Genomic DNA, 20,768 nt, shown 5'->3' with positions numbered 1-20,768 from the left:
ATTATCTCATCCACACTTGACCGTCTTTATATGTCATTTGTTCTGGATAGCGGAGGTCATATACTTCTTCTTGTACAGCTTGCGAAGGCTCTTTCGTCATTAACGATACGACAACATTTGCCACAAGCGCGGCTGCAGCACCAAACACACCTGCACCTGTATCAACAATGCCTGCAATCGAAAATCCGCCGTACTTCGCAGCTAAAATATAGCCTAACGAAACGATTAAACCAACAAGCATACCTGCAATTGCACCTGCAGAGTTTGAACGCTTCCACCATACCCCGAGCACAAGTGCTGGGAAAAACGTACTTGCTGCAATTGCAAATGCCCACGCAACAATTTGTGTAATTACGCCCGGAGGATTTAAAGCGACTAAACCAGCTAACACCGTCGCTGTTGCAATCGAAATGCGCGCAACGAGCAAGCGATTTTGTTCGGACGCGTTCGGGCGCAAAATACGATAATAAATGTCATGTGCAAATGATGATGAAATGGCAATCATTAAACCTCCTGCTGTCGACAACGCCGCTGCCATCGCCCCAGCCGCAACTAAACCGATGACAAACATGCCAAGGTTTGCAATTTCTGGCGTTGCCATAACAACGATGTCATTGCTAATGACCATCTCTTGCCATTGTAAAATACCGTCGCCATTTGCATCTGCAATTTGTAACTTCCCTGTGTTAATCCATTTTTCAGTCCATGCTGGCAACTCAGTAATTTTTTGCCCAACGACATTTTTCAATAAAATGAAGCGCGAAAATGCCGCATATGCTGGGGCTGATAAGTAAAGCAAACCGATAAATAAAAGTGCCCAAGCGCCTGACCAGCGAGCCGCCTTCATCGTTGATACGGTATAGAAACGAACGATAACATGCGGAAGTCCCGCTGTTCCAGCCATTAATGTAAACATAAGGGCGAGAAATTGCCACTTACTTCCCTTTAAAAACGGCTCTGCGTATTGCGAAATCCCGAGTTGCTGATCTAGTTCTTGAAATTGACCGACAATTTTTCCATAAGAAAGCCAAGGAATTGGATTTCCTGTCAACTGTAGCGACATAAAGACAACTGGAATTAAATACGCCGTAATTAAAATGATGTACTGCGCGACTTGCGTCCATGTAATTCCTTTCATTCCGCCAAACGCCGCATAAAACGCAATTAACACAACCCCAATCATCGTGCCGACTTTCGCATCAACTTCGAGCAGACGCCCGATAACAACTCCTGAACCTGAAAGCTGACCGATGGAATAAACGAACGAAATAATGATCGTACAAATGGCTGCAATGAGACGCGCGGAATGGCTCTCGTAACGGTCGCCAATAAATTCTGGCACCGTATAGCGACCGTATTTGCGAAGCTGTGGAGCAAGCAAAAACGTCAGAAGCAAATAGCCGCCCGTCCATCCCATAATGTATGCAAGACCATCATACCCTAACAACATGATCGTACCAGCCATACCGATAAATGACGCAGCACTCATCCAGTCCGCCGCGATCGCCATACCGTTTGAAAATGGAGAAATACCGCGCCCTGCTACGTAGAAATCAGATGTTTCTTTCGCTTTATTGTAAATGGCAATCCCAATATATAACGCAAATGAAGCGATAATGATAGATAAAGACACGAGAAATTGTGTATCCATCGTGCTCCCCCTTCCCCTTTGTTCTCTTAATGATCAAGTGTTTTTCCTGCGCTTAGTTGCTCGTTTCTCTCTTCGCTAATGCCGTACTTTTTGTCAATACTGTCGCTTACTTTTGCATTAATAAACAACAAGACGATAAACGTCACTACAGCCCCTTGTGCCCCCATGAAATAATGAAATGGGAAGCCGTTAAACGTCATATTTTGAAACGACTCCGCAAACATGACAACGCCAAATGAAACAATAAACCAAATAATTAAAAAAATGACAATTAACCGCACGCGCTCACGGAAGTATGAGTCGGCAATTTTTTTATCAATTTGTCTCAAACAAACACACCCCCAAGTTAAAAATAAATTTGACCGTTTCGAAAAATGGCGCTGGGAACGTTATCACTTCAAACAAAAAGTAAGCGAAGACTGACAAAAATGGAATGAGTAAAAAGAAAGGCTTTTGTTTACGAAAAGCAACGTACAAACTCGCAACTGTAATGGCTAAGATGAGGTAAAATCCAATCAAGCAAATCCCCCCTATGTTGTAAGCGTTATCATTTTCTTTTAGTCCCCACCTCCTAGTATGTGTTACTAAATTTTAAGAAAATTCTAACACAAAAATATTATCTCTACTTTTCACTCCATCGTCAAGCATCTGTTCAAAAAATTTTCAAAATTTTTATTCTGTATTATAACAAAAGGGTAGCCGATCGCTACCCCTCCCACGTCCATCTTGTTGTTGCTAGTTGGACATGGCCATGGAAAATCGTTTTTGCTTCGTCGACAAGTTGTTCAACGTTACCGAAATGAGGTAAGTGCGTTAGTAGCAATGTTTTAACGCCAGCGTCGCGCGCGATCGTTGCCGCTTCCTCGCTCGTCATATGCCCTGCTTGTTTCGCATGTTGCCCGGCATAAAAGTTGCATTCGCAAATCAGTAAGTCTGCCTGTTTCGCAAAAGGAACAAACTCAGGCAAATAGCTAGAATCTGCTGTGTATACGACCGTCTTTTCTCCTGCACAAATGCGCATCGCATAACAAACAGCTGGATGTTCTGTCGGCATAAACGTAATCGTAAATGGACCGATATGAAGCATATCGTTCGGATCGTACGCCACCGCTTTCGTCACTCCTTTATGAGCAAGGCGTGCGAATCCATCCCGATCAAACGAATGTCCATAAATAGGAAGCTCAAGCAAATGTGCGCCTAAATTTTTCTTAATGAGTCGCGCGTATTGAAGCGGGCCGATATCTGCCACGTGATCATGGTGATAATGCGATACGATAACCGCATCAATTTGTTCAATATCAATGACATTTTGCAGTTGAGCTAACGCTCCGCTTCCACAGTCCACTAATAAACGAAAACCGTCGTGTTCAAATAAGTAACATGACGTCGCCTCATTCTTTTTTGGAAACGCTCCCCAATAACCGATAACCGTCACTTTCATATGTATTCACCTTCCTCGCAAAAATGTGTACAACTAAACGATACCAAATTTCTGAACAAATTTCACATACGTAAATGTTATAAAACAACTATTGACAAATATATATCTGTTATAATACAATAAAATCAACAAAAGCGAAGGGGATGGGGAGTTATGTTAGAAAAAATGTCTGAATTTTATAAAAAGTTGCCACCAAAAACATGTTGCGAGTGCGGCAAAGAAATGGAAGAGCAACATGAATGTTACGGCAATGTTTGCGTTCAATGCTTAAACGTTTCTTGTTAAAGTAAAAAGCAGCCCGTGTGGCTGCTTTTTACTTTAATTTATAAACGCGTGCTTCATACGGTTTTAGTACGATCGTGTCAATCGATTCGTTTTCATCAACCGCATAGTTGCTAATGAGCAGTTGTTTTTCCGTAAACGTGATATGTGACGGCAATGTAAATGTTGGCTGCTCGCTGCTAAAGTTTGTGATGACAAGCAGCTGCTCATCGTTCAGCTTGCGCACGTATGCGTAAATTTGCTCATCATCTTCAAGCAACAGCTCATATGACCCGTACACGATAATTGGATGCTCTTTTCGGAGACGAATGAGCTTTTTATAGTAGTAGAAGATAGAATTTTCATCTTTTAATGCTTGCTCGACGTTAATATCGCGATAGTTTGGATTGACGTCAATCCACGGCGTCCCCGTTGTAAATCCTGCATGTTCCGTCGCATCCCATTGCATCGGTGTGCGCGCATTATCGCGACCGCGGTAATGAATCGCTTTTAAAATTTTTTCTGGGTCTTCCCCTTTATTGACAACAACATCGTTCCATAAATTAATCGTTTCAACGTCGCGATAATATTCGATCGACGGGAAAGCGACGTTCGTCATCCCGATTTCTTGCCCTTGATAAATGTATGGCGTTCCTTGCATCATATGCAACCATGTCGCCAACATTTTTGCACTTTCTACCCGATACGTTTGATCATCGCCAAAGCGCGAAACAGAGCGTGGCTGGTCATGGTTTTCTAAATAAAGCGAATTCCATCCTTTTCCGTGAAGTTCCACTTGCCACTTGCTCATAATTTTTTTCAAATCGGTTAATTTCCACGGTTGAATGTCCCACTTGCCGAGGTGGCTACCCGGTTTCGAATCGACGTCCATATGCTCAAATTGAAACAACATATTCATGACGCCATCTTGTTCGTTCGTAAACCGAATGGCATCGTCTGTCGTCACCATCGGCGTTTCTCCGACCGTCATAATGTCGTATTTACTTAACACTTTTTCTTTCATTTCTCGCAAATAGTCCATTAACTTCGGTCCGTTCACAAAATATTGTCCGCCCCATTGATAACGATCATTCGCATTCGTCACCGGAGCATCCGGCAACCCTTCCACTTTTGACAATAAGTTAATGACGTCCATCCGAAATCCGTCAATACCACGATCTAACCACCATGTCATCATGTTGAAAATTTCTTCGCGCACCTTTTCATTTTCCCAGTTTAAATCTGGTTGCTTTTTCGAAAATAAATGCAAATAATATTCCCCTGTTGCTTCGTCGTACTGCCAAGCCGAGCCGCTAAAAAATGATTGCCAGTTGTTCGGTTCTTTCCCATCTTTCCCCGGACGCCAAATGTAATAGTCGCGATACGGATTATCTTTCGACTTGCGTGATTCAACAAACCAATAATGTTCATCGGATGTATGGTTGACGACTAAATCCATCACTAATTTCATCCCGCGGGCATGCATTTCACGAAGCAGTTCGTCCCAGTCAGCGAGCGTGCCAAATTCGTCCATAATGTCTTGGTAATCGCTAATATCGTAGCCGTTATCGTCGTTTGGCGACTTATAAACAGGCGACAGCCAAACGACGTCGACACCGAGCTCTTGTAAATAATCTAGCTTTTCAATAATGCCGCGTAAATCACCGATCCCATCCCCGTTTGAATCTTTAAAACTGCGCGGATAAATTTGATACACGACCGCTTCTTTCCACCATTGTTTCATTTTTGGAATCGATTCCATCTTCTTTTCCCCTCTCCATTATTCTTTTACTGAACCGGACGTTAAGCCCGATACGATGCGGCGTTGGAATAATAATACCATAATAACGAGCGGAATCGTAACAATAACTGTCGCAGCTGAAATTTCGCCCCATGGAATTGTATATTGACCTTGGAACATCGCGATTCCAACCGGCACCGTTTTATAATTTTCTGCTGTGTTAATCGTTAACGCGAATAAAAATTCATTCCATGCCGCAATAAACACGAGAATGGACGTTGTGAAAATGCCTGGTACAGCTAACGGCAAAATGACTTTAAAGTACGTTTGTAGCGGTGTCGCTCCATCCATTTTCGCCGCTTCCTCTAAATCAAACGGAATTTTACGGAAAAATGTGACTAATAACCAAATGGAAAGCGGCAACGCAAACGTCGTATATGGAATAATTAAACCTAAATAGCTATTCGTTAACTCGAACTTTTTGACAAACATATAAATCGGCGAAATCGTCGCAATTTGTGGAAACATCGATACCGACAACACAATGCCAAGAATGACCGACTTTCCTTTAAAATCTAGGCGCGCAATGGCATACGCAGCAAACGCCGCCACAAATACGGTATACACGGTCGTAATCGTCGCGATGACGGTACTGTTCCATAAATACTTTAAAAATGGATAGTTCACAAAAACAGAAACGTAACTTTTTAACGTCGGATGGCTCGTAAACCAATTAAACGCTTCTTCCCCAAACAATTCGCTTAGCGGCTTAATCGAACTTAATAAAATCCATAAAAATGGAAACATCACTAAAAAAACGAAAACAACTAAAAACAAATAAAACAATGGACCGGCTTTCTTTTGCATCGTTGCACCTCCTATTTTCGATCAGAAATGAGGTCAGCACCTAAAAACTTAATGTAAATCGTCGAAATGATCGCAACGCAAATGAAGACGATCACTGCTAACGCTGAACCGCCACCGAAGTTTGTTTGCGAGAACATAACTTTATACGCTAAAATCGAAATCGTTTCTGTCGAGTTCGCTGGTCCTCCACCTGTTAAAACGAAAATTAAGTCAAATACACGAAACGCATCAAGCGTACGGAACAAGAGCGCAACGAGAATGCTTGACTTTAAAAGAGGTAACGTAATTTTGACGAACTGTTGCCACTTTGTCGCCCCGTCAATCGATGCTGCCTCGTATAGTGAGCTTGGAATCGTCTGCAAACCTGCTAGCAGCAATAATGCCATGTATGGTGTCGTTTTCCATACGTCAGAGAAGATGACAGCAAACATTGCTCCTGCCCCTGTCGTTAATAGCTCGCTCATATTATTGATAATGCCGATATCTGCAAAGTATTTTGCAACAATTCCGTTTTGTCCATCATATAAAAACTTCCACATTAATGCGGATACAGCCGTCGGAATCGCCCAAGGAATTAAAATCGTTGCCCGTACAAGACCGCGACCGAAAAACGCTTTATTAATCAACAGCGCAATCGCTAGACCGAGCACTAATTCAATGGAAACGGAAATGACCGTAAATACAGTTGTATTCCAAAGCGCTTTCCATAAACGCGAGTCGCCTAAATAGTTTTTGTAGTGTGCTAAACCGACAAAGTTCGGCTCAATAACTGCTCCACTTAACCCGTTTGCAAGTCCTGTTAATTTGTCTCCCTGCTTCAATTGTCCGTTTTCGTTTAATGTCTTTAATGTTTGTTTCGTTTCGCTAATCGTTTTTGTTAAATGTTGTGCCGCTTCTTCATCAATCGAAACAATTTTGATCTCTTCACTCGGCACTTCAAAATTATTTAAAATCTCATCAACTTGTTCATACCGTTTTGCTACTTCTTCATCCGCGCGAATTTCTTCATCGACTTGCTGCAATTTTTCTTGCAACGACGTCAACTGTTCTTTTTCCGCGCCCGTTGCTTGAGCCGTTTCTTGCTTTAATGCGCTCATTAAAAACGGATAACTTTCTAAATATCGCTCTAAATTTAAGCTGTAATCGAAGTGAAGAGAAGATTTTGCTGGGTTGTTCAGACGATAGTCAAATAAGCTGAAATAAAACGACTGAATGACCGGCCAAATCGCAACAGCTAAAATGAGCAGTAAAGATGGAGCGACAAGAATATACGCTAAGCGGCGCTCCGACTTTTTTTCGTTTTTCACTCGTTGTTCCCCCTTTATGCAAAGGATTTAGCCTTCAGCGCTCATACGAGGCTGAAGGCTAACGTGCAACTACTGCATCACTGCTTTAATTTCTTTTTCCATGTTTGCCACAGCTTCTTCGACTGTAATTTGTCCGGCAATGGCTTTAGATACGTTAATTTGAATAATCTCAGATACTTCTGGATAGTTCGGTACAACTGGACGTGGTACTGCTGCATTTAATCCGTTAACAAATCCTTCTTCTGCAAAGAATGGGTTCGCTTTTAACACTTCTTCATCTTTAAATAGCTCTGGAAGCGTTGGTGCTAAACCGCCGTAAATCGCAGAAATTTTTTGACCTTCTGGACCAGTCATAAATTTTACAAATTCCCAAGCTGCTTCTTTATTTTTCGAATATGCGTTAATTGCTGTCATCCATCCACCTAATGCAGCAGCTGAACCTTTATCACCAGCAGGTAGTGGCGCAACGCCGACTTTATCAACGATTTTTGATTGTTCTGGATCGTTTGCTAACGCGTATTGGTATGGCCAGTTGCGAATAAATGGCGATTGACCTTCAATAAACGCTGTATGAGATTCTGGTTCTGTAAATGTCGTAATGTTGCTTGGCACAACGTCAGACGTTGCAATTTCAACCATTTTCTTTAATCCTTTAATTGTTTCAGGGCTGTTGACGACTACGTTGTTGTTTTCATCGACGATTTTTCCGCCGTATGCTGCAATAAATTCAATCGCGTTACATACTAATCCTTCATATTGTTTCGCTTGCATTAAGTATCCGAATTGTGTGCCGCCTTGTCCTTTAAACTCGCGAGCAGCTGTTAACAACTCATCCCAAGTTTTTGGCACTTTATCTTCTGGTACGATGTCTTTACGATAAAATAATAGTCCTGTGTCAATAAATTTTGGCATCGCCCATTGTTTTCCATCGAAATTTCCGGCTGCAAGCGCACCTTGGTTGTATGCACTTAAATCAATGCCATCTTTTTCGATGAAACGATCAAGCGGAAGAACATATCCAGCTTGCGCAAACTCTGCTGGCCAAATCACGTCTAAGTCCATGACGTCAATTTCCGATGATTTCGCGTTTAACATGGTGACGTATGCATCGTGCTGAGCCCCTGTGTCTGAAGGCATTTCGCGGAACTCTACGTCAATGTTTGGATATTTTGCTTCAAACGCTTTAACAATTTCTTCAGTTGCTTTTGTTGCATCTTTCCCGCGAGCATACACGATTTTTACAACTTCTTCAGATTTTTTTGCCTCATCTTTTTTATCCGTTGTTTCCTTCTTGTCTGTGTCTTGACCGCCAGAACAAGCTGTCAAGCCGAGCGTAAGCGCTAACAATGCAGAAGAAAATTTTGTTGCTTTCTTCATGAAAAAATCCCCCTTATTTTTAAAATAAAATGTATGTCAAACTTCACTTTTGTGAAGCTTGCTACCAACTGTTGATGCGCGAACAATCAGTTGAAGTGGAAATTCGTAAATTTCTTGCACGTCATATTTTTTTGTTTGAATTTTTTCTATCATCACATCAACCGCTTTTTGTGCCATTTGTTTGACTGGTTGATGCACCGTTGTAATGGTCGGATTCGTTAGTTCCGTAATTGCTTGATTATCAAAGCCAACGACCGCTAAATGTTCAGGGATGCGATATCCGCATCTCACCGCTTCCGATATAATGCCAGCCGCCACTTCATCGCTTCCGGTAAATACAGCAGTCGGACGATCCGAAAGCGCCATCATTTGTCGGAATACACGCTTTCCGTCCGCAATGTGAAACGCATCACGAAAAGCATATCGTTCATCAAACGTAAGCTTATATTCCGCTAACGCTTTTTTAAAGCCAATCTCACGCGATTTTGCTACATTGCTTTGATAACCACCAGAACAATACGCAATTTTCGTATGACCTTGTTCAAGCAAATGTTTCGTCGCTATGTATCCCCCGTACACTTGATCGAGCCGAACGGTTGGAACGTTTGCACAATCGTCAAACTCGTTGCAAAGGACGATCGGTCCATACTGTAAAAAAGGCTTCAACTTTTTCCACTCATTTTGAATAGAAGCTAAAATGACTCCATCGACTTGTTTTGTTTTTAATAAATTCATATAGTTCAATTCTTTTTCAGGCGAATAGCGCGTTTGACAAATAATGAGCTGATAGCCATGTTCCGCTGCCGCTATTTCTGTCGCTTCTACAAGTTCGCTGAAAAAAGGATTGGTAATACGCGGAATAAATAATGCTAAAATGCTCGTTTTTTGATTCCGCAAACTTCTCGCCGAAGAATTCGGCACATATCCTAGCTGCTCCATCGCTTCAAGCACGAGCTTCCGTTTCTCTTCTGACACGTACGGGTGATTGTTTATGACGCGCGAAATGGTCGTCCGTGAAAGCCCTGTTAGCTTGGCGACATCTTCAATCGTCGCCATCCTCCCATTCCCCCCTTATTTCAATCGAAAAGAAACGAATGAAATCGTTTTCATATTCATATTATACTTACACTCTCTTGTATATGCAAGTTAATTTTTTAAAAATTTTTTCATTGAAAAAAAGCTTCTGAAGCATATTACGCCTCAGAAGCTTGTTCAACAATCGTTGTGAATTGACGACGATGTTGAATCGTAAAATACGTGATCGTTCCAGCCATCATCACGACGATAAACATAAGCAGTTTACCGACGTTTTCCCACATAAATGAGAAGTCACCGCTTGAAATGACAGCTTTTAATCCGAAAACAGAATATGTCATTGGCAACCATGCATTAAATAGTTGCAACGAACGTGGAATTAACTCAAGCGGGAACGTTCCAGCGCTTGTCGTTAATTGTAAAATTAATACGACAATCCCGATAAATCGTCCAGGATCTCCAAAAACTGTAACGAGAAATTGAATGACTGATAAAAAGGCAATGCTTGTCACAATGCTAAAGATGATAAATAACGGAACGCTTTTCACTTGTAAATCGAGCCCGAACAGCAATACGCTATCAGCAAAGAGCGCTTGTAAAATACCGACGCCGATGAGTACGCCAAATTTTGCAAAAAACCAATGAAATGGCGAGCGCGGTGCTCCGGCTGGCTCGCGAAGTGGAAAGACGATTGAAAGTAAAAGTGCCCCAACAAACAATCCTAATGATAAGAAATATGGCGTAAATCCCGTTCCGTAGTTTGGCACTTTATTTATTTTTTCATTTTTTACTTTCACCGGTTCAGCAAACATGTTGTATACATCTTCATTTGCCTTCACATCGCTTGCTTTCTCTGCACCTTCTTTTAATTTATTGGCTAGTTCTTCTGAACCGTCTGTTAATTGATTCATCCCATCTTGCAGTTTTCCTGTCCCGATTGTTAACTCATTCATCCCGCTGGCCAATTGTTGCGAACCATCAGCCAATCGATGCGCACCGTCTTGAAGTTGATCAGCACCGTCAGCAAGAGCCCGCAATCCAGAAGCGAGCGTTTCCCCACCATGAGCGAGCTTCGCTGTTCCTTGCTCCGCTTCTTTCATTTTTTCATGTAACGTAGCCATACTTACAACAAGCTTTTCTTGACCGCTCTTAAGCGCATTCGCACCATCGGCCAGCTGTTGTTGTCCCGTAAGCAGTTGATTCACGCCACTTTCAAGAGCGATATGCCCTTCATGCAACTGCTTCGCTCCATGACTTAACGAAGTTGCCCCTGCTTGCAACGCCTTGGCGCCATCGTTTAACTGTGCTACTCCGTTTTCCACTTGCTTGCTTCCTACCGACAATTGCACAACGTTTTGTTTTAGTTGCTCATATACTGCTTTTTGCGCTGGATCTGACGTTTGCGCAATGAGGGCATCAAGTTGGACAGCTAACTTCTCTAACCCGCCTGCCACTTGAGCAGCACCTGTTTGAACTTGCGTAGCCCCTTGTTGCCACCCGGAAAGCGATGTCACTAACTTTTCTGCTCCCACGCTTAATTGCTCCGAACCTTGCAACAGCTGCGGCATGCGGTCATCAAGTGCTTTCACTCCTTCAAGCACACGATTGGCCCCAGAAGCAAGCTTTGCCGTCCCTTCTTTTGCTTGTTGCGCTCCAGCAACCAGCTGTCCTTGCCCATCAACCATACGCTTCATTCCATCATGAAGCGTTTGAACACCTGTTTGTACTTGCGTTGAACCGTCAGCTGCTTGATGCAATCCGTCGGTAAATGCGATTGATTTTTCCGCAAGCGTCGCTAAATGGCGATACAATTCATTTGAACCATCTTGCGCTTGTTTCATGCCATCGTACAGTTTATGCGTTCCTTCGTTTGCATCAACGAGTCCATTATGCAACTTTTCTGCTCCGTCGCTCGCTTTCGTTAGCCCGTCTGCCAACGTTTTTACTTTGTCAAACATGTTTTCTGCGTACGTTTCAGTTAATGTTTTTGCCACTTCCGTTTTAATTTTTTCAACCGCCGTCTCGCCAATTTGAGCAGATAAAAAGTTAAATCCTTCATTTGGCTTGTAAATGAGTTGAAGTTTTTTTGGATGATCGTCTTGTAGCGTTGTGGCATGTTGTGAAAAATGTTCAGGAATTTCAATGAGCATATAATACCGTTGTTCTTTTAACCCTTTTTCCCCTTCTTCTTCACTGACAAAATGCCAATCAAACTGCTTCTTTTCTCTCAACTTGTCAACAAGATCGTCACCAATATGAAGCTCTTCTCCTTCAAATGTTGTTCCTTTGTCTTTATTTACAACAGCGACAGGTAAATCATCTAAATGATCGTACGGATCCCAAAACGCCCATAAAAACATGCCGCTATATAAAAGCGGAATAAACAAGACAGCGATAATCGGAATAAGCACTTTCCGATTGGACGTGACCGCTTTTATTTCTTTCATCAACAATTGAAATGTATGCATATGCTCAACCCCCTTTTTTAAAATGTTGACCAATTTGTTCATTTAGTCATTTCTTGCAAAAAAGAGAAGGATCATCACCGGGATAATCCTTTTAACAAATACAAATGAAACAGTTCGGCAATTTTTTGTTGCGATAACGGCTCGTGCTCCTTTTCCCAATCGACGTTTAATGCAATATACATTTTAAACATTAAAAACGCTATTAACTCCGCATCGCACGAACGAATTTCCCCTTTTGCCATCGCCTCTTCAATCTTTTCACGAACGTAATCGATCATTTCACGATCAAGCCGCTTCATGACGTGTCGTACAGCTGGCGTGCCAATATCACGAACTTCTTGTAAAAGTTTTATCGTCAGCTCATGCTCTTTGCGAAACGTAAAAATACGCTGCAAAGCGCGTTGTACGTTTTCGTGAAACGATAAGCGATCATCAATCGCTACATCTGCCTCACGCTTAATTTCAGAAATGATGGAAGAAACGATTTCTTCAAGTAGCTCTTCTTTACTTTTAAAAAACGTATAAATCGTCCCTTTCCCAACTTTCGCCATTTTCGCTACTTGATCCATCGTTGTCGCCTTATAACCGAACAGCGAAAACGACTTCGCTGCCGCTTCAATAATTTGTTTTCTTTTTTCTGACATAGGCGTTCATCCTTTAACATGACTAAATGAACATTTCGGTCATTTCGTTTTACATCATAACATACATCACATGCACTTGCAATAGAAAAGGTGCCTTATTTACGAAGACACCTTTTCCTTTGTATAAGAAAAGTAATGCAGCACCTTTTTTACTGCTTCTTCTCCTTGATCGATACAATCTGGAAGACCGAGACCTTCATATGAACTTCCTGCTAAAAAGATGCCAGGAAGCTGTTGCTGCATATTTTGTTTGATGCGCTCAATTCGTTCGCGATGACCAACAGTATATTGCGGCATCGATTGTTTCCAACGCGTCACGATCGAAAACATCGGTTTCGTCGTCATATTCATCACTTTATTTAAATCGTCCATCACGACTTGGACAATATCATCGTCTGTTTGATCGACAATCGCTTCATCTCCAGGGCGCCCGACATAACAGCGCAACAACACGTAGCCTTCCGGTGTCGTATGCGGCCATTTTTTATGCGTCCACGTACATGCAGTAATCGTATAGTCGCTATCCCGCGAAACGACAAATCCCGTTCCGTTCATATCTTTTGCTACTGCCTCTTTCGGAAAGGCTAATGCGACCGTTGCCACAGATGTAGATGGCATCGTTTCAAAAGAAGAAAACATCGTTTCATTTGGAAAAAGCGATGACAACGATTGATGCGGAACTGCAACGATGACGCTATCCGCTTCTTTTTTCTCTCCGTTGCTTAACGTTAACACGTATCGGTCATCTACCTTTTCAATCCGCTCGACACGTATCCCTTTATGCACTGTTCCTTTTTCGAGCTTTTGCTCAATCGCATCAACGAGCGATGACAACCCTGTTTTTAACGTTTGGAAAATGCCTTTGTCACTCTTTTGCTTCGTTTTTTGTTTTGGCATCGAACGTTTCATCCCTAATACGAGGCTGCCGTGTTTTTGTTCTAAATGGAAATATTGCGGGAATGTTGCCATTAAACTAAGGTTGTCAATATCACCAGCGTAAATTCCCGACAATAAAGGCTCAATTAGCCGATCAACGACTTCGTTGCCAAGACGACGGCGAAAAAACTGACCGAGCGACACATCTCCTTCCGCTTTTAACGGCGGCAACACAAAGTCAGCAGCTGCACGCAGTTTGCCAAATGGAGAAAAAAGACCCGTCACAACAAATGGGGCAAGTTTTGTCGGGATCCCCATCACCGCCCCGCCCGGAATCGGATGTAGCGTTCGATTCACGAGAATGTACGATTGCCCGGCCGTGTTATGCACAAGCTCTTTTTCAAGCCCGACTTCGTGAATAAGACGTGAAGCGCTCATTTTTCGTGCTAAAAAAGAGTCTGGACCACGTTCAATAATAAATCCATCGCGATAAACCGTTTGTACTTTCCCACCAAGTCGATGGCTCGCTTCAATTAATTCACACGAAATCGGCAACTTGTTTTCTCGCGCTTCTTTTTGCAAATAGTAAGCAGCCGTCAATCCCGTTATTCCACCGCCAATAATGACGACTTTCTTTTTCATAGCGACTCGCCTTCTTTACGTAAATGGTTTAAAACAACTGTTGCAAGGGCGTCAATAAACTGCGGATGCGCATTCGGCATCGGTGGACGATAGTAGCTGACGCCAAGTTCATCCGTTACTTGCTTACATTCAATGTCGTTATCGTATAACACTTCTAAATGATCCGCGACAAATCCAGCTGGAACATATACAAACGCCTCGTATTTCTTTTCTTCGTACAATTGTCGCGTTAAATCTTGCACATCAGGACCTAACCACGGCTCTGGCGTATTCCCTGCACTTTGCCATCCGATTACATATTCAGAAACGCCTGCTTCTTTCGCAATCAAATCCGCTGTTTCTTGTAGCTGTTTCGGATACGGATCTCCCATAGCAATAATTTTTTCAGGCAAGCTATGCGCTGACACGATTAACACCGCTTTGTTGCGCTCCTGCTCAGACATCGCTGCATACGTTTCTTTCACTCGATCTGCCCAATATTGGATAAATTTTGGCTCAGTATACCAACTTTCCACACACGTCAATGTCGGTCCACCTAAACGCGCCGCTTCTTCTTTCGCTCGTCCGTTGTACGATTTGACGCTAAACGTCGAAAAATGTGGGGCTAATACGATCGAAACCGCTTCTGTAATGCCGTCTTCATGCATTTGCCGAACGGCGTCTTCAACGAACGGTTCAATATGCTTCAATCCTAAGTATACGCGAAAGTCAACGTCATCTTGCACTTCATTCAGCCGTTCAGCAAGCTTTTCCGCCTGTTGTTTCGTAATGGCCGCAAGCGGGGAAATCCCGCCAATCGCTTCATAGCGTTCACGAAGATCGGCCAACATTTCTTCTGACGGTTTACGACCGTGTCGAATGTGCGTATAATATCGCTCTAAATCTTCCTCTCTGTATGGCGTACCATACGCCATCACAAGCAGTCCCATGACTTTTTTTGACATCGTTCATTCATCCTTTTCTTTTTGCTGAATATTCATGGATAAACGCTGTGAGCCGTTTCAACGTCTCTGGTTGAATTTGCGGGAAAATGCCATGCCCTAAATTGAATACGTACCCACCTTCATGCGCCATTCCTTCATCTAAAATTTGCTTCACGCGCGCTTCAATGACTTCCCACGGAGCAAGCAATACAGCTGGATCTAAGTTGCCTTGTAGCGCTTTCGTTAGTCCCATGTCTTTCGCTTCACGAATGGGTAAACGCCAGTCCAAACCGACGACGTCAAGCGGCAAGTCATGCCATTCTTTCGCTAAATGGCTTGCACCGACACCGAACATAATGAGCGGCACGTTTTCATCGCGAAGCGCTGTAAAAATACGCTCCATCGTTGGCTTAATAAATTGTCGATAATCAGCAACGTTTACCGCTCCAACCCATGAGTCAAAAATTTGAATCGCACTTGCCCCAGCGCGAATTTGTGCTTTGACGTAACGAATCGTCATATCCACTAGCTTGTCCATAAGCGCAAACCATGCTTTCGGTTCAGCGTACATAAACGCTTTCGTTTTATTATAGTTTTTCGAAGGGCCGCCTTCAATCATGTAGCTTGCTAATGTAAACGGCGCACCGGCAAAACCGATCAGCGGAACGGTCAATTGCTCTTTCGTTAATAGACGAATCGTTTCAAGTACGTATGGTACATCACTTTCTGGATCGATTTCACCGAGGCGTTCGACATCGGCAAGAGAGCGAATTGGATTTGCAATGACCGGTCCAATTCCCGCTTTAATATCCACGTCAACCCCGATTGCTGGAAGCGGTGACATAATATCTTTGTAAAGAATCGCCGCATCGACGTTATATTGTTCGACAGGCAAACGCGTCACGTACGCACATAGCTCTGGTTGATGAGTAATTTCAAAAAGGGAATATTTTTCTTTTAAAGCCCGATATTCTGGTTGTGAACGTCCTGCTTGTCTCATATACCAAACGGGAACGTATTCTGTCGCTTCGCCGCGACAAGCTCGTAAAAATGTATCGTTTTTAATCATTATGTCCATCCTTTCACATGATGTAATCGCTTATATTATAGTCTAGCGAAATAACTGATTTGTTTCCACTAATACAACTATACCGATTTTTTCAACGTCTGGGTAGTAATAATACGCAACGTTCATGAAATCGCCAAGAAGAAAAGAAAGTGATAAAATACGAGTAGTGGATGAAAGGAGAGGATGTTCGTGTACGTATTTATGACAAATGGTACGATCGACTATTTACAACGATTGCGCAGTCAATATCCGAGTGAGCAGATGTTGCTCGTATGCGATGAGGAAAACGGAATGCTCATTCATGAGACAAAAGGAAAAAGCGTCTTTCATGAGCCACGTCCGTATGAAGTGCTTGATGCTGTCGGATCATTCGGAGGAACGTTTGTCGTGTGTAATAACATTCCTGTCACTGACGAAGGAAGACCGCTATTTGAACATCGGTTTCAACAGCGGGCGCGCTTAATTGAACAAGAACCTGGATTTGTCGCCATTCGCGTCTTACGCCCGTTAAAAAGCGATACATACGTCATTATGACGATGTGGGAAAACGAAAGCGCCTTTCGTCGTTGGCAACAATCAAAAGCATACGAAAAAGCGCATCAAAAACGTGGGACTGAAGAAGGAATTGATCAACAACGGTCTATTTTTCCGCGTCCATCCTATGTGACAACATATACCGTTGTAAAAGAAGGCTGACATCTCGTCAGCCTTTAGTCGTTCCAAGCATTCATGCCGCCGCGCACATTGACGACGTGCTTAAATCCATTTTTAACCAATATTTTCGCCGCTTGATTGCTACGCATACCGCTTTGACAAATGACGATCGTTTCTTTTTCACGATCTAATTCATGCAATTTTTCAGACAGCTGATGAAGCGGAACATTTTTAAATTGACGAATGTTGCGTGCGCGATACTCCGCTGGTGTACGCACATCAATAAACTGGCGGTCTTTCGTTTGTTTTAACTTTTCCTTTAATTTATCCGGTGTAATATGCTCTACACCTTTTGTCGGCAACATTTTTGTGGCGACAAAATAAATAAGCAAAAGAATAAGAACAGCATTAACCCATGTGCTCATATGTTCTCCTCCTAAATACGTATATGGGTATATTACATTGTTTTCGAATATTTGTCAACGATGGTATAATGGAAAAAAACAGAAAGGACGGTGCATATGAAAACGTTGCTATTTGCTAAACTTCACGAATATTATGACGATATGGTGGCCATTCGTCGCCATTTCCACCAACATCCTGAACTATCGTTTCAAGAGTATAAAACAGCCGCATATATTGCGAATTACTATAAACAGCTTGGCATTCCTGTTCGAACAAATGTCGGAGGAAATGGAGTAGTCGCCACCATTCATGGCCAACAAGGCGGAAAAACGGTGGCACTTCGGGCGGACTTCGATGCCCTCCCTATTCAAGATGAAAAAGATGTTCCTTACAAATCGACCGTTCCGGGCGTTATGCACGCATGTGGACATGATGGGCATACGGCGACGTTACTCGTTCTTGCTAAAGTACTTTATGAATTACGGGAGCATTGGAGCGGCACGATCGTTTGCATTCATCAACACGCAGAGGAATACGCACCAGGCGGGGCAAAAGCGATGATTGAAGACGGTTGTTTAGAAGGAGTAGACGCCATTTTCGGCACCCACCTATGGGCAACAGAGCCGACAGGTGTCATTCAATATCGTACCGGACCGATCATGGCAGCCGCAGACCGCTTTCAAATCGTCGTCAAAGGTTCGGGTGGGCATGGAGCCGAGCCTCATAAAACAAAAGATGGGATCGTTACAGCAGCGCAACTTGTGCTACACTTGCAACAAATCGTCAGCCGGCGCATCAATCCACTCGAACCAGCTGTCATTTCAATCGGATCATTCATATCTGACAACGCGTTTAACGTGATCGCTGATCGGGCAACGTTAGTCGGAACGGTACGTACGTTTTCTGAACAAGTGAGAAACGATATTGAACGGGAAATTGAACAAATTGTCAAAGGAACGTGTATCGCCAACGGTTGTACATATGAATATAGTTATACGCGCGGTTATCCACCTGTCGTAAATCATGAAAAAGAAACGTTATTTCTCGCCTCCATTGCCCGTGAAGTAGAAGACGTCGCTCACGTTGTAGAAATCGCTCCCCATATGGGTGGGGAAGATTTCGCCTATTATTTACAACATGTAAAAGGAACGTTTTTCTTTACAGGCGCAAAAGCGGAAACGACGACGAACGCCTATCCGCACCACCATCCGAAATTTGATTTTGATGAACGTGCCATGCTTATTGCAGCAAAAACACTTGGGTTAGCCGCGGTAGAATATATGAAATAAAAAAAGAAGCGGTGTTTATTCCGCTTCTTTCCATTTTTTCTTTACATACATAACGAGCAGGACGCAAAGCAACCCTTCTGCTATAAGTACAGCCGTTCCTGCCGAAAGTGATACGATGAACGTAGAAAACATTGTAAATAGAGCCGTTTGCATGCCGAATACAATAAGCCATATACTCAACACAGATTGACGTCGCTTCGTCACAGTTAACGGATATAAAGCAAGCATCGGATGGCTGCGATGATGTGAAAAGAGCGGCAATAGCTGTAACGCCGTCGCATAAGTGAACAATAATGAAAAAAATATATATCCTGTCGGTATTGTGTAAATGAATATAGCGCCAATCGCTGTTAATCGGGTAACAATCCCTAAATATTCCCCACTTCGCACGAACGTCCGCACATGTAAATATGTGTATGCTTGCTTCGTCGCCCGATCAATGATGCGCAACAACGGAGATAGCCAATAGCGCTTTTTTACCGTTTTACGCAAATGTGGAACGTCAACAAATAAATGAACGACACGATAAAATGACTGCATCCGTCTAGTTTCATCTTCAAGCAACACATCCCACTTTAATGGGGTGTTTGCGACACTTCTTTCTACGTATCGTGCAACGATCATCATCATCGCTACCATTACGATGACAAAAGCGTAAGCACCGACAAGAAAAAAATACATTGTCATGACATTCGCCAAGAAGCGAATACAACGATGAAATAACGACCGTTGTGAAAAAGCATCTTCTTTCCATTGAACGAACATATTCCATCCTTTTAGCAAAAAAAGCACGACACATAACAAAACGAAAGATTGACTAGAAAATGTACGATGAAGCGGAAAAAGGGCGATCGCAATCATCATACATATGGATATATGCACGACAAAACTATACATGCCGGCCCGAAAAAAATACGGGCGCATGTCTCTTTCAACGGGAAGAAGAAAAACGGGATCCGCTTCTTTCAGTAGCGTTCGCACCCCGCTTGACGTTAATACAAAAGCGAAAATGATCGATGCGACTATGGCATATGGAAACTGTTGCAACGAATCCGTCCATTGCTTATACACGTACGCCCCTGCTCCAACGGCGATGAACAACACGATAAGCAAATGATCATTAAACATATACCGACCATATCGTCTCGCTTCTGCTACATAGGCAATAAGCCGCCCTTTCCATAACTGTTTTCCATCAATCATCGTTCGTCTCTTCCTTTGTTAATTCGATATATATTTCGTCAAGCGTCGCATGGGGCATATGAAGCTGTTCTTGAAGCGTTGGCAATGATCCTGTTGCTTTTACTTGACCGTTATGCAAAATAACAAATGAGTCGCAATATCGCTCTGCCGTCGCTAAAATGTGCGTCGACATGAGAATGCCTGCCCCTTCTTTTTTTCTTTCCCCAATAAGCTGAAGCAACGCTTGAATGGCGAGCGGATCCAATCCAACAAACGGTTCATCAATGATATAAAGCGGCACGTCTACTAAAAAAGCGCACATAATCATCACTTTTTGCTTCATCCCTTTTGAAAAAAACGCAGGAAACGCACTTAATTTTTTTTCAAGCCGAAACGCCTGTAGCAATTTTGGCACACGTTGTTTATACGCTTCATCCGATACGCCATATGCCATGGCAGTGAGGCGCAAATGCTCTTCAAGCGTTAATTCTTCATATAAAACAGGCATTTCAGGAATGTACGTAAATTGGGCACGATACTGTTTTGGATCATCGTGAAAAGTTACTCCATTCATCGTAATCGACCCTTTTCGTGGTTGCATGAAGCCGATGATATGTTTTATTGTCGTGCTTTTTCCTGCCCCATTTAACCCGATTAACGCAACGACTTCCCCTTTTTGTACAGTGAACGATACGTCATCTAAAATGTTTTGTTTCGTATAGCCCCCGAATATGTGTTGAACTTGTAATAGCGCCATCGTCGCTTTCCTTTCTTCATATCATTATTTTTTATTTTAACAAATGAATAACGAAAAGAAAAACGGGTTATGATAAGTAGCGAAGAGGGACAAACAAGTAGCAAGTCGCAGTGAGCAACAAAGCAAGTTCAAGAACATGATGAAATGAGGTGTCTACGGGCCGCACATAAGCTAGCCTG

The 20,768-nt window shown here is 42.7% G+C and carries 20 protein-coding genes; 3 read left to right on the top strand and 17 right to left on the bottom strand.

Annotated elements, in window-relative coordinates:
• Position 1: 1 nt before the first annotated feature.
• From ACPF7I_RS02800 to ACPF7I_RS02785, 4 genes are all read right to left on the bottom strand, one after another.
• Positions 2-1,651, bottom strand: a complete 1,650-nt coding sequence (locus ACPF7I_RS02800; RefSeq protein ID WP_430744957.1) for a sodium:solute symporter family protein — start codon at positions 1,649-1,651, stop codon at positions 2-4.
• A gap of 26 nt (positions 1,652-1,677) precedes the next feature.
• On the bottom strand, positions 1,678-1,980 hold the full coding sequence (locus ACPF7I_RS02795) for a DUF4212 domain-containing protein (protein WP_430744959.1): 303 nt from the start codon (positions 1,978-1,980) through the stop codon (positions 1,678-1,680).
• The gene (locus tag ACPF7I_RS02790; protein ID WP_219985780.1) at positions 1,967-2,170 is read right to left on the bottom strand and encodes a hypothetical protein; all 204 of its coding nucleotides are present in this window, start codon (positions 2,168-2,170) and stop codon (positions 1,967-1,969) included. The genes ACPF7I_RS02795 and ACPF7I_RS02790 overlap by 14 nt, the downstream gene beginning before the upstream one ends.
• A 187-nt stretch (positions 2,171-2,357) precedes the next feature.
• The gene (locus ACPF7I_RS02785; protein ID WP_430744961.1) at positions 2,358-3,092 is read right to left on the bottom strand and encodes an MBL fold metallo-hydrolase; all 735 of its coding nucleotides are present in this window, start codon (positions 3,090-3,092) and stop codon (positions 2,358-2,360) included.
• Between the two features lie 153 nt (positions 3,093-3,245).
• Here ACPF7I_RS02785 and yhfH point away from each other — a divergent pair, with 153 nt between their 5' ends.
• Complete coding sequence (gene yhfH, locus ACPF7I_RS02780) at positions 3,246-3,377, top strand: protein YhfH (RefSeq protein ID WP_021095297.1); 132 nt, start codon at positions 3,246-3,248, stop codon at positions 3,375-3,377.
• A gap of 28 nt (positions 3,378-3,405) precedes the next feature.
• Here yhfH and ACPF7I_RS02775 read toward each other — a convergent pair whose 3' ends face one another.
• From ACPF7I_RS02775 to hemE, 10 genes are all read right to left on the bottom strand, one after another.
• The gene (locus tag ACPF7I_RS02775) at positions 3,406-5,115 is read right to left on the bottom strand and encodes a glycoside hydrolase family 13 protein (protein WP_430744963.1); all 1,710 of its coding nucleotides are present in this window, start codon (positions 5,113-5,115) and stop codon (positions 3,406-3,408) included.
• An 18-nt stretch (positions 5,116-5,133) separates the two neighbouring features.
• Positions 5,134-5,961, bottom strand: coding sequence for a carbohydrate ABC transporter permease (locus ACPF7I_RS02770; protein ID WP_430744965.1), 828 nt, complete (start codon positions 5,959-5,961; stop codon positions 5,134-5,136).
• Between the two features lie 11 nt (positions 5,962-5,972).
• Entirely contained in the window at positions 5,973-7,268 is a 1,296-nt protein-coding gene (locus ACPF7I_RS02765; protein WP_430744966.1) for an ABC transporter permease subunit, read from the bottom strand.
• A 69-nt stretch (positions 7,269-7,337) separates the two neighbouring features.
• Positions 7,338-8,645, bottom strand: a complete 1,308-nt coding sequence (locus ACPF7I_RS02760; protein WP_430744968.1) for an ABC transporter substrate-binding protein — start codon at positions 8,643-8,645, stop codon at positions 7,338-7,340.
• Between the two features lie 36 nt (positions 8,646-8,681).
• Positions 8,682-9,701, bottom strand: a complete 1,020-nt coding sequence (locus ACPF7I_RS02755; RefSeq protein WP_219985774.1) for a LacI family DNA-binding transcriptional regulator — start codon at positions 9,699-9,701, stop codon at positions 8,682-8,684.
• Positions 9,702-9,838: 137 nt separating this feature from the next.
• A complete protein-coding gene (locus tag ACPF7I_RS02750; RefSeq protein ID WP_430744970.1) occupies positions 9,839-12,148 on the bottom strand; it encodes a YhgE/Pip family protein in 2,310 nt (769 codons plus the stop codon).
• Positions 12,149-12,222: 74 nt separating this feature from the next.
• Entirely contained in the window at positions 12,223-12,792 is a 570-nt protein-coding gene (locus tag ACPF7I_RS02745; protein ID WP_430744972.1) for a TetR/AcrR family transcriptional regulator, read from the bottom strand.
• A 99-nt stretch (positions 12,793-12,891) separates the two neighbouring features.
• Entirely contained in the window at positions 12,892-14,310 is a 1,419-nt protein-coding gene (gene hemY, locus ACPF7I_RS02740) for a protoporphyrinogen oxidase (protein ID WP_430744973.1), read from the bottom strand.
• Complete coding sequence (gene hemH / locus ACPF7I_RS02735) at positions 14,307-15,254, bottom strand: ferrochelatase (RefSeq protein ID WP_430744975.1); 948 nt, start codon at positions 15,252-15,254, stop codon at positions 14,307-14,309. The genes hemY and hemH overlap by 4 nt, the downstream gene beginning before the upstream one ends.
• Positions 15,255-15,261: 7 nt before the next feature.
• Positions 15,262-16,311 (bottom strand): uroporphyrinogen decarboxylase, encoded by a 1,050-nt coding sequence (hemE, locus tag ACPF7I_RS02730; RefSeq protein WP_430744976.1) that lies wholly within the window; start codon positions 16,309-16,311, stop codon positions 15,262-15,264.
• A gap of 180 nt (positions 16,312-16,491) precedes the next feature.
• Here hemE and ACPF7I_RS02725 point away from each other — a divergent pair, with 180 nt between their 5' ends.
• Positions 16,492-16,998, top strand: a complete 507-nt coding sequence (locus tag ACPF7I_RS02725; protein ID WP_430744978.1) for an antibiotic biosynthesis monooxygenase family protein — start codon at positions 16,492-16,494, stop codon at positions 16,996-16,998.
• 14 nt (positions 16,999-17,012) lie between these two features.
• On the opposite strand, the gene ACPF7I_RS02720 is transcribed toward ACPF7I_RS02725, so the two are convergent.
• Positions 17,013-17,381 (bottom strand): rhodanese-like domain-containing protein, encoded by a 369-nt coding sequence (locus ACPF7I_RS02720; protein WP_430744979.1) that lies wholly within the window; start codon positions 17,379-17,381, stop codon positions 17,013-17,015.
• 96 nt (positions 17,382-17,477) lie between these two features.
• On the opposite strand from ACPF7I_RS02720, the gene ACPF7I_RS02715 reads away from it, so the two are divergent.
• A complete protein-coding gene (locus tag ACPF7I_RS02715; protein WP_430744981.1) occupies positions 17,478-18,650 on the top strand; it encodes a M20 family metallopeptidase in 1,173 nt (390 codons plus the stop codon).
• A 15-nt stretch (positions 18,651-18,665) separates the two neighbouring features.
• On the opposite strand, the gene ACPF7I_RS02710 is transcribed toward ACPF7I_RS02715, so the two are convergent.
• Together ACPF7I_RS02710 and ACPF7I_RS02705 are read right to left on the bottom strand one after the other, a co-directional pair.
• Positions 18,666-19,853, bottom strand: a complete 1,188-nt coding sequence (locus tag ACPF7I_RS02710) for an ABC transporter permease (RefSeq protein WP_430744983.1) — start codon at positions 19,851-19,853, stop codon at positions 18,666-18,668.
• Positions 19,846-20,589 (bottom strand): ABC transporter ATP-binding protein, encoded by a 744-nt coding sequence (locus ACPF7I_RS02705; RefSeq protein ID WP_430744984.1) that lies wholly within the window; start codon positions 20,587-20,589, stop codon positions 19,846-19,848. The genes ACPF7I_RS02710 and ACPF7I_RS02705 overlap by 8 nt, the downstream gene beginning before the upstream one ends.
• Positions 20,590-20,768 lie beyond the last annotated feature (179 nt).

Source organism: Anoxybacillus dikiliensis, assembly GCF_050613275.1.
Taxonomy (GTDB): Bacteria; Bacillota; Bacilli; order Bacillales; family Anoxybacillaceae; genus Anoxybacillus.
This window is presented reverse-complemented; position numbering and strand designations above follow the sequence as displayed.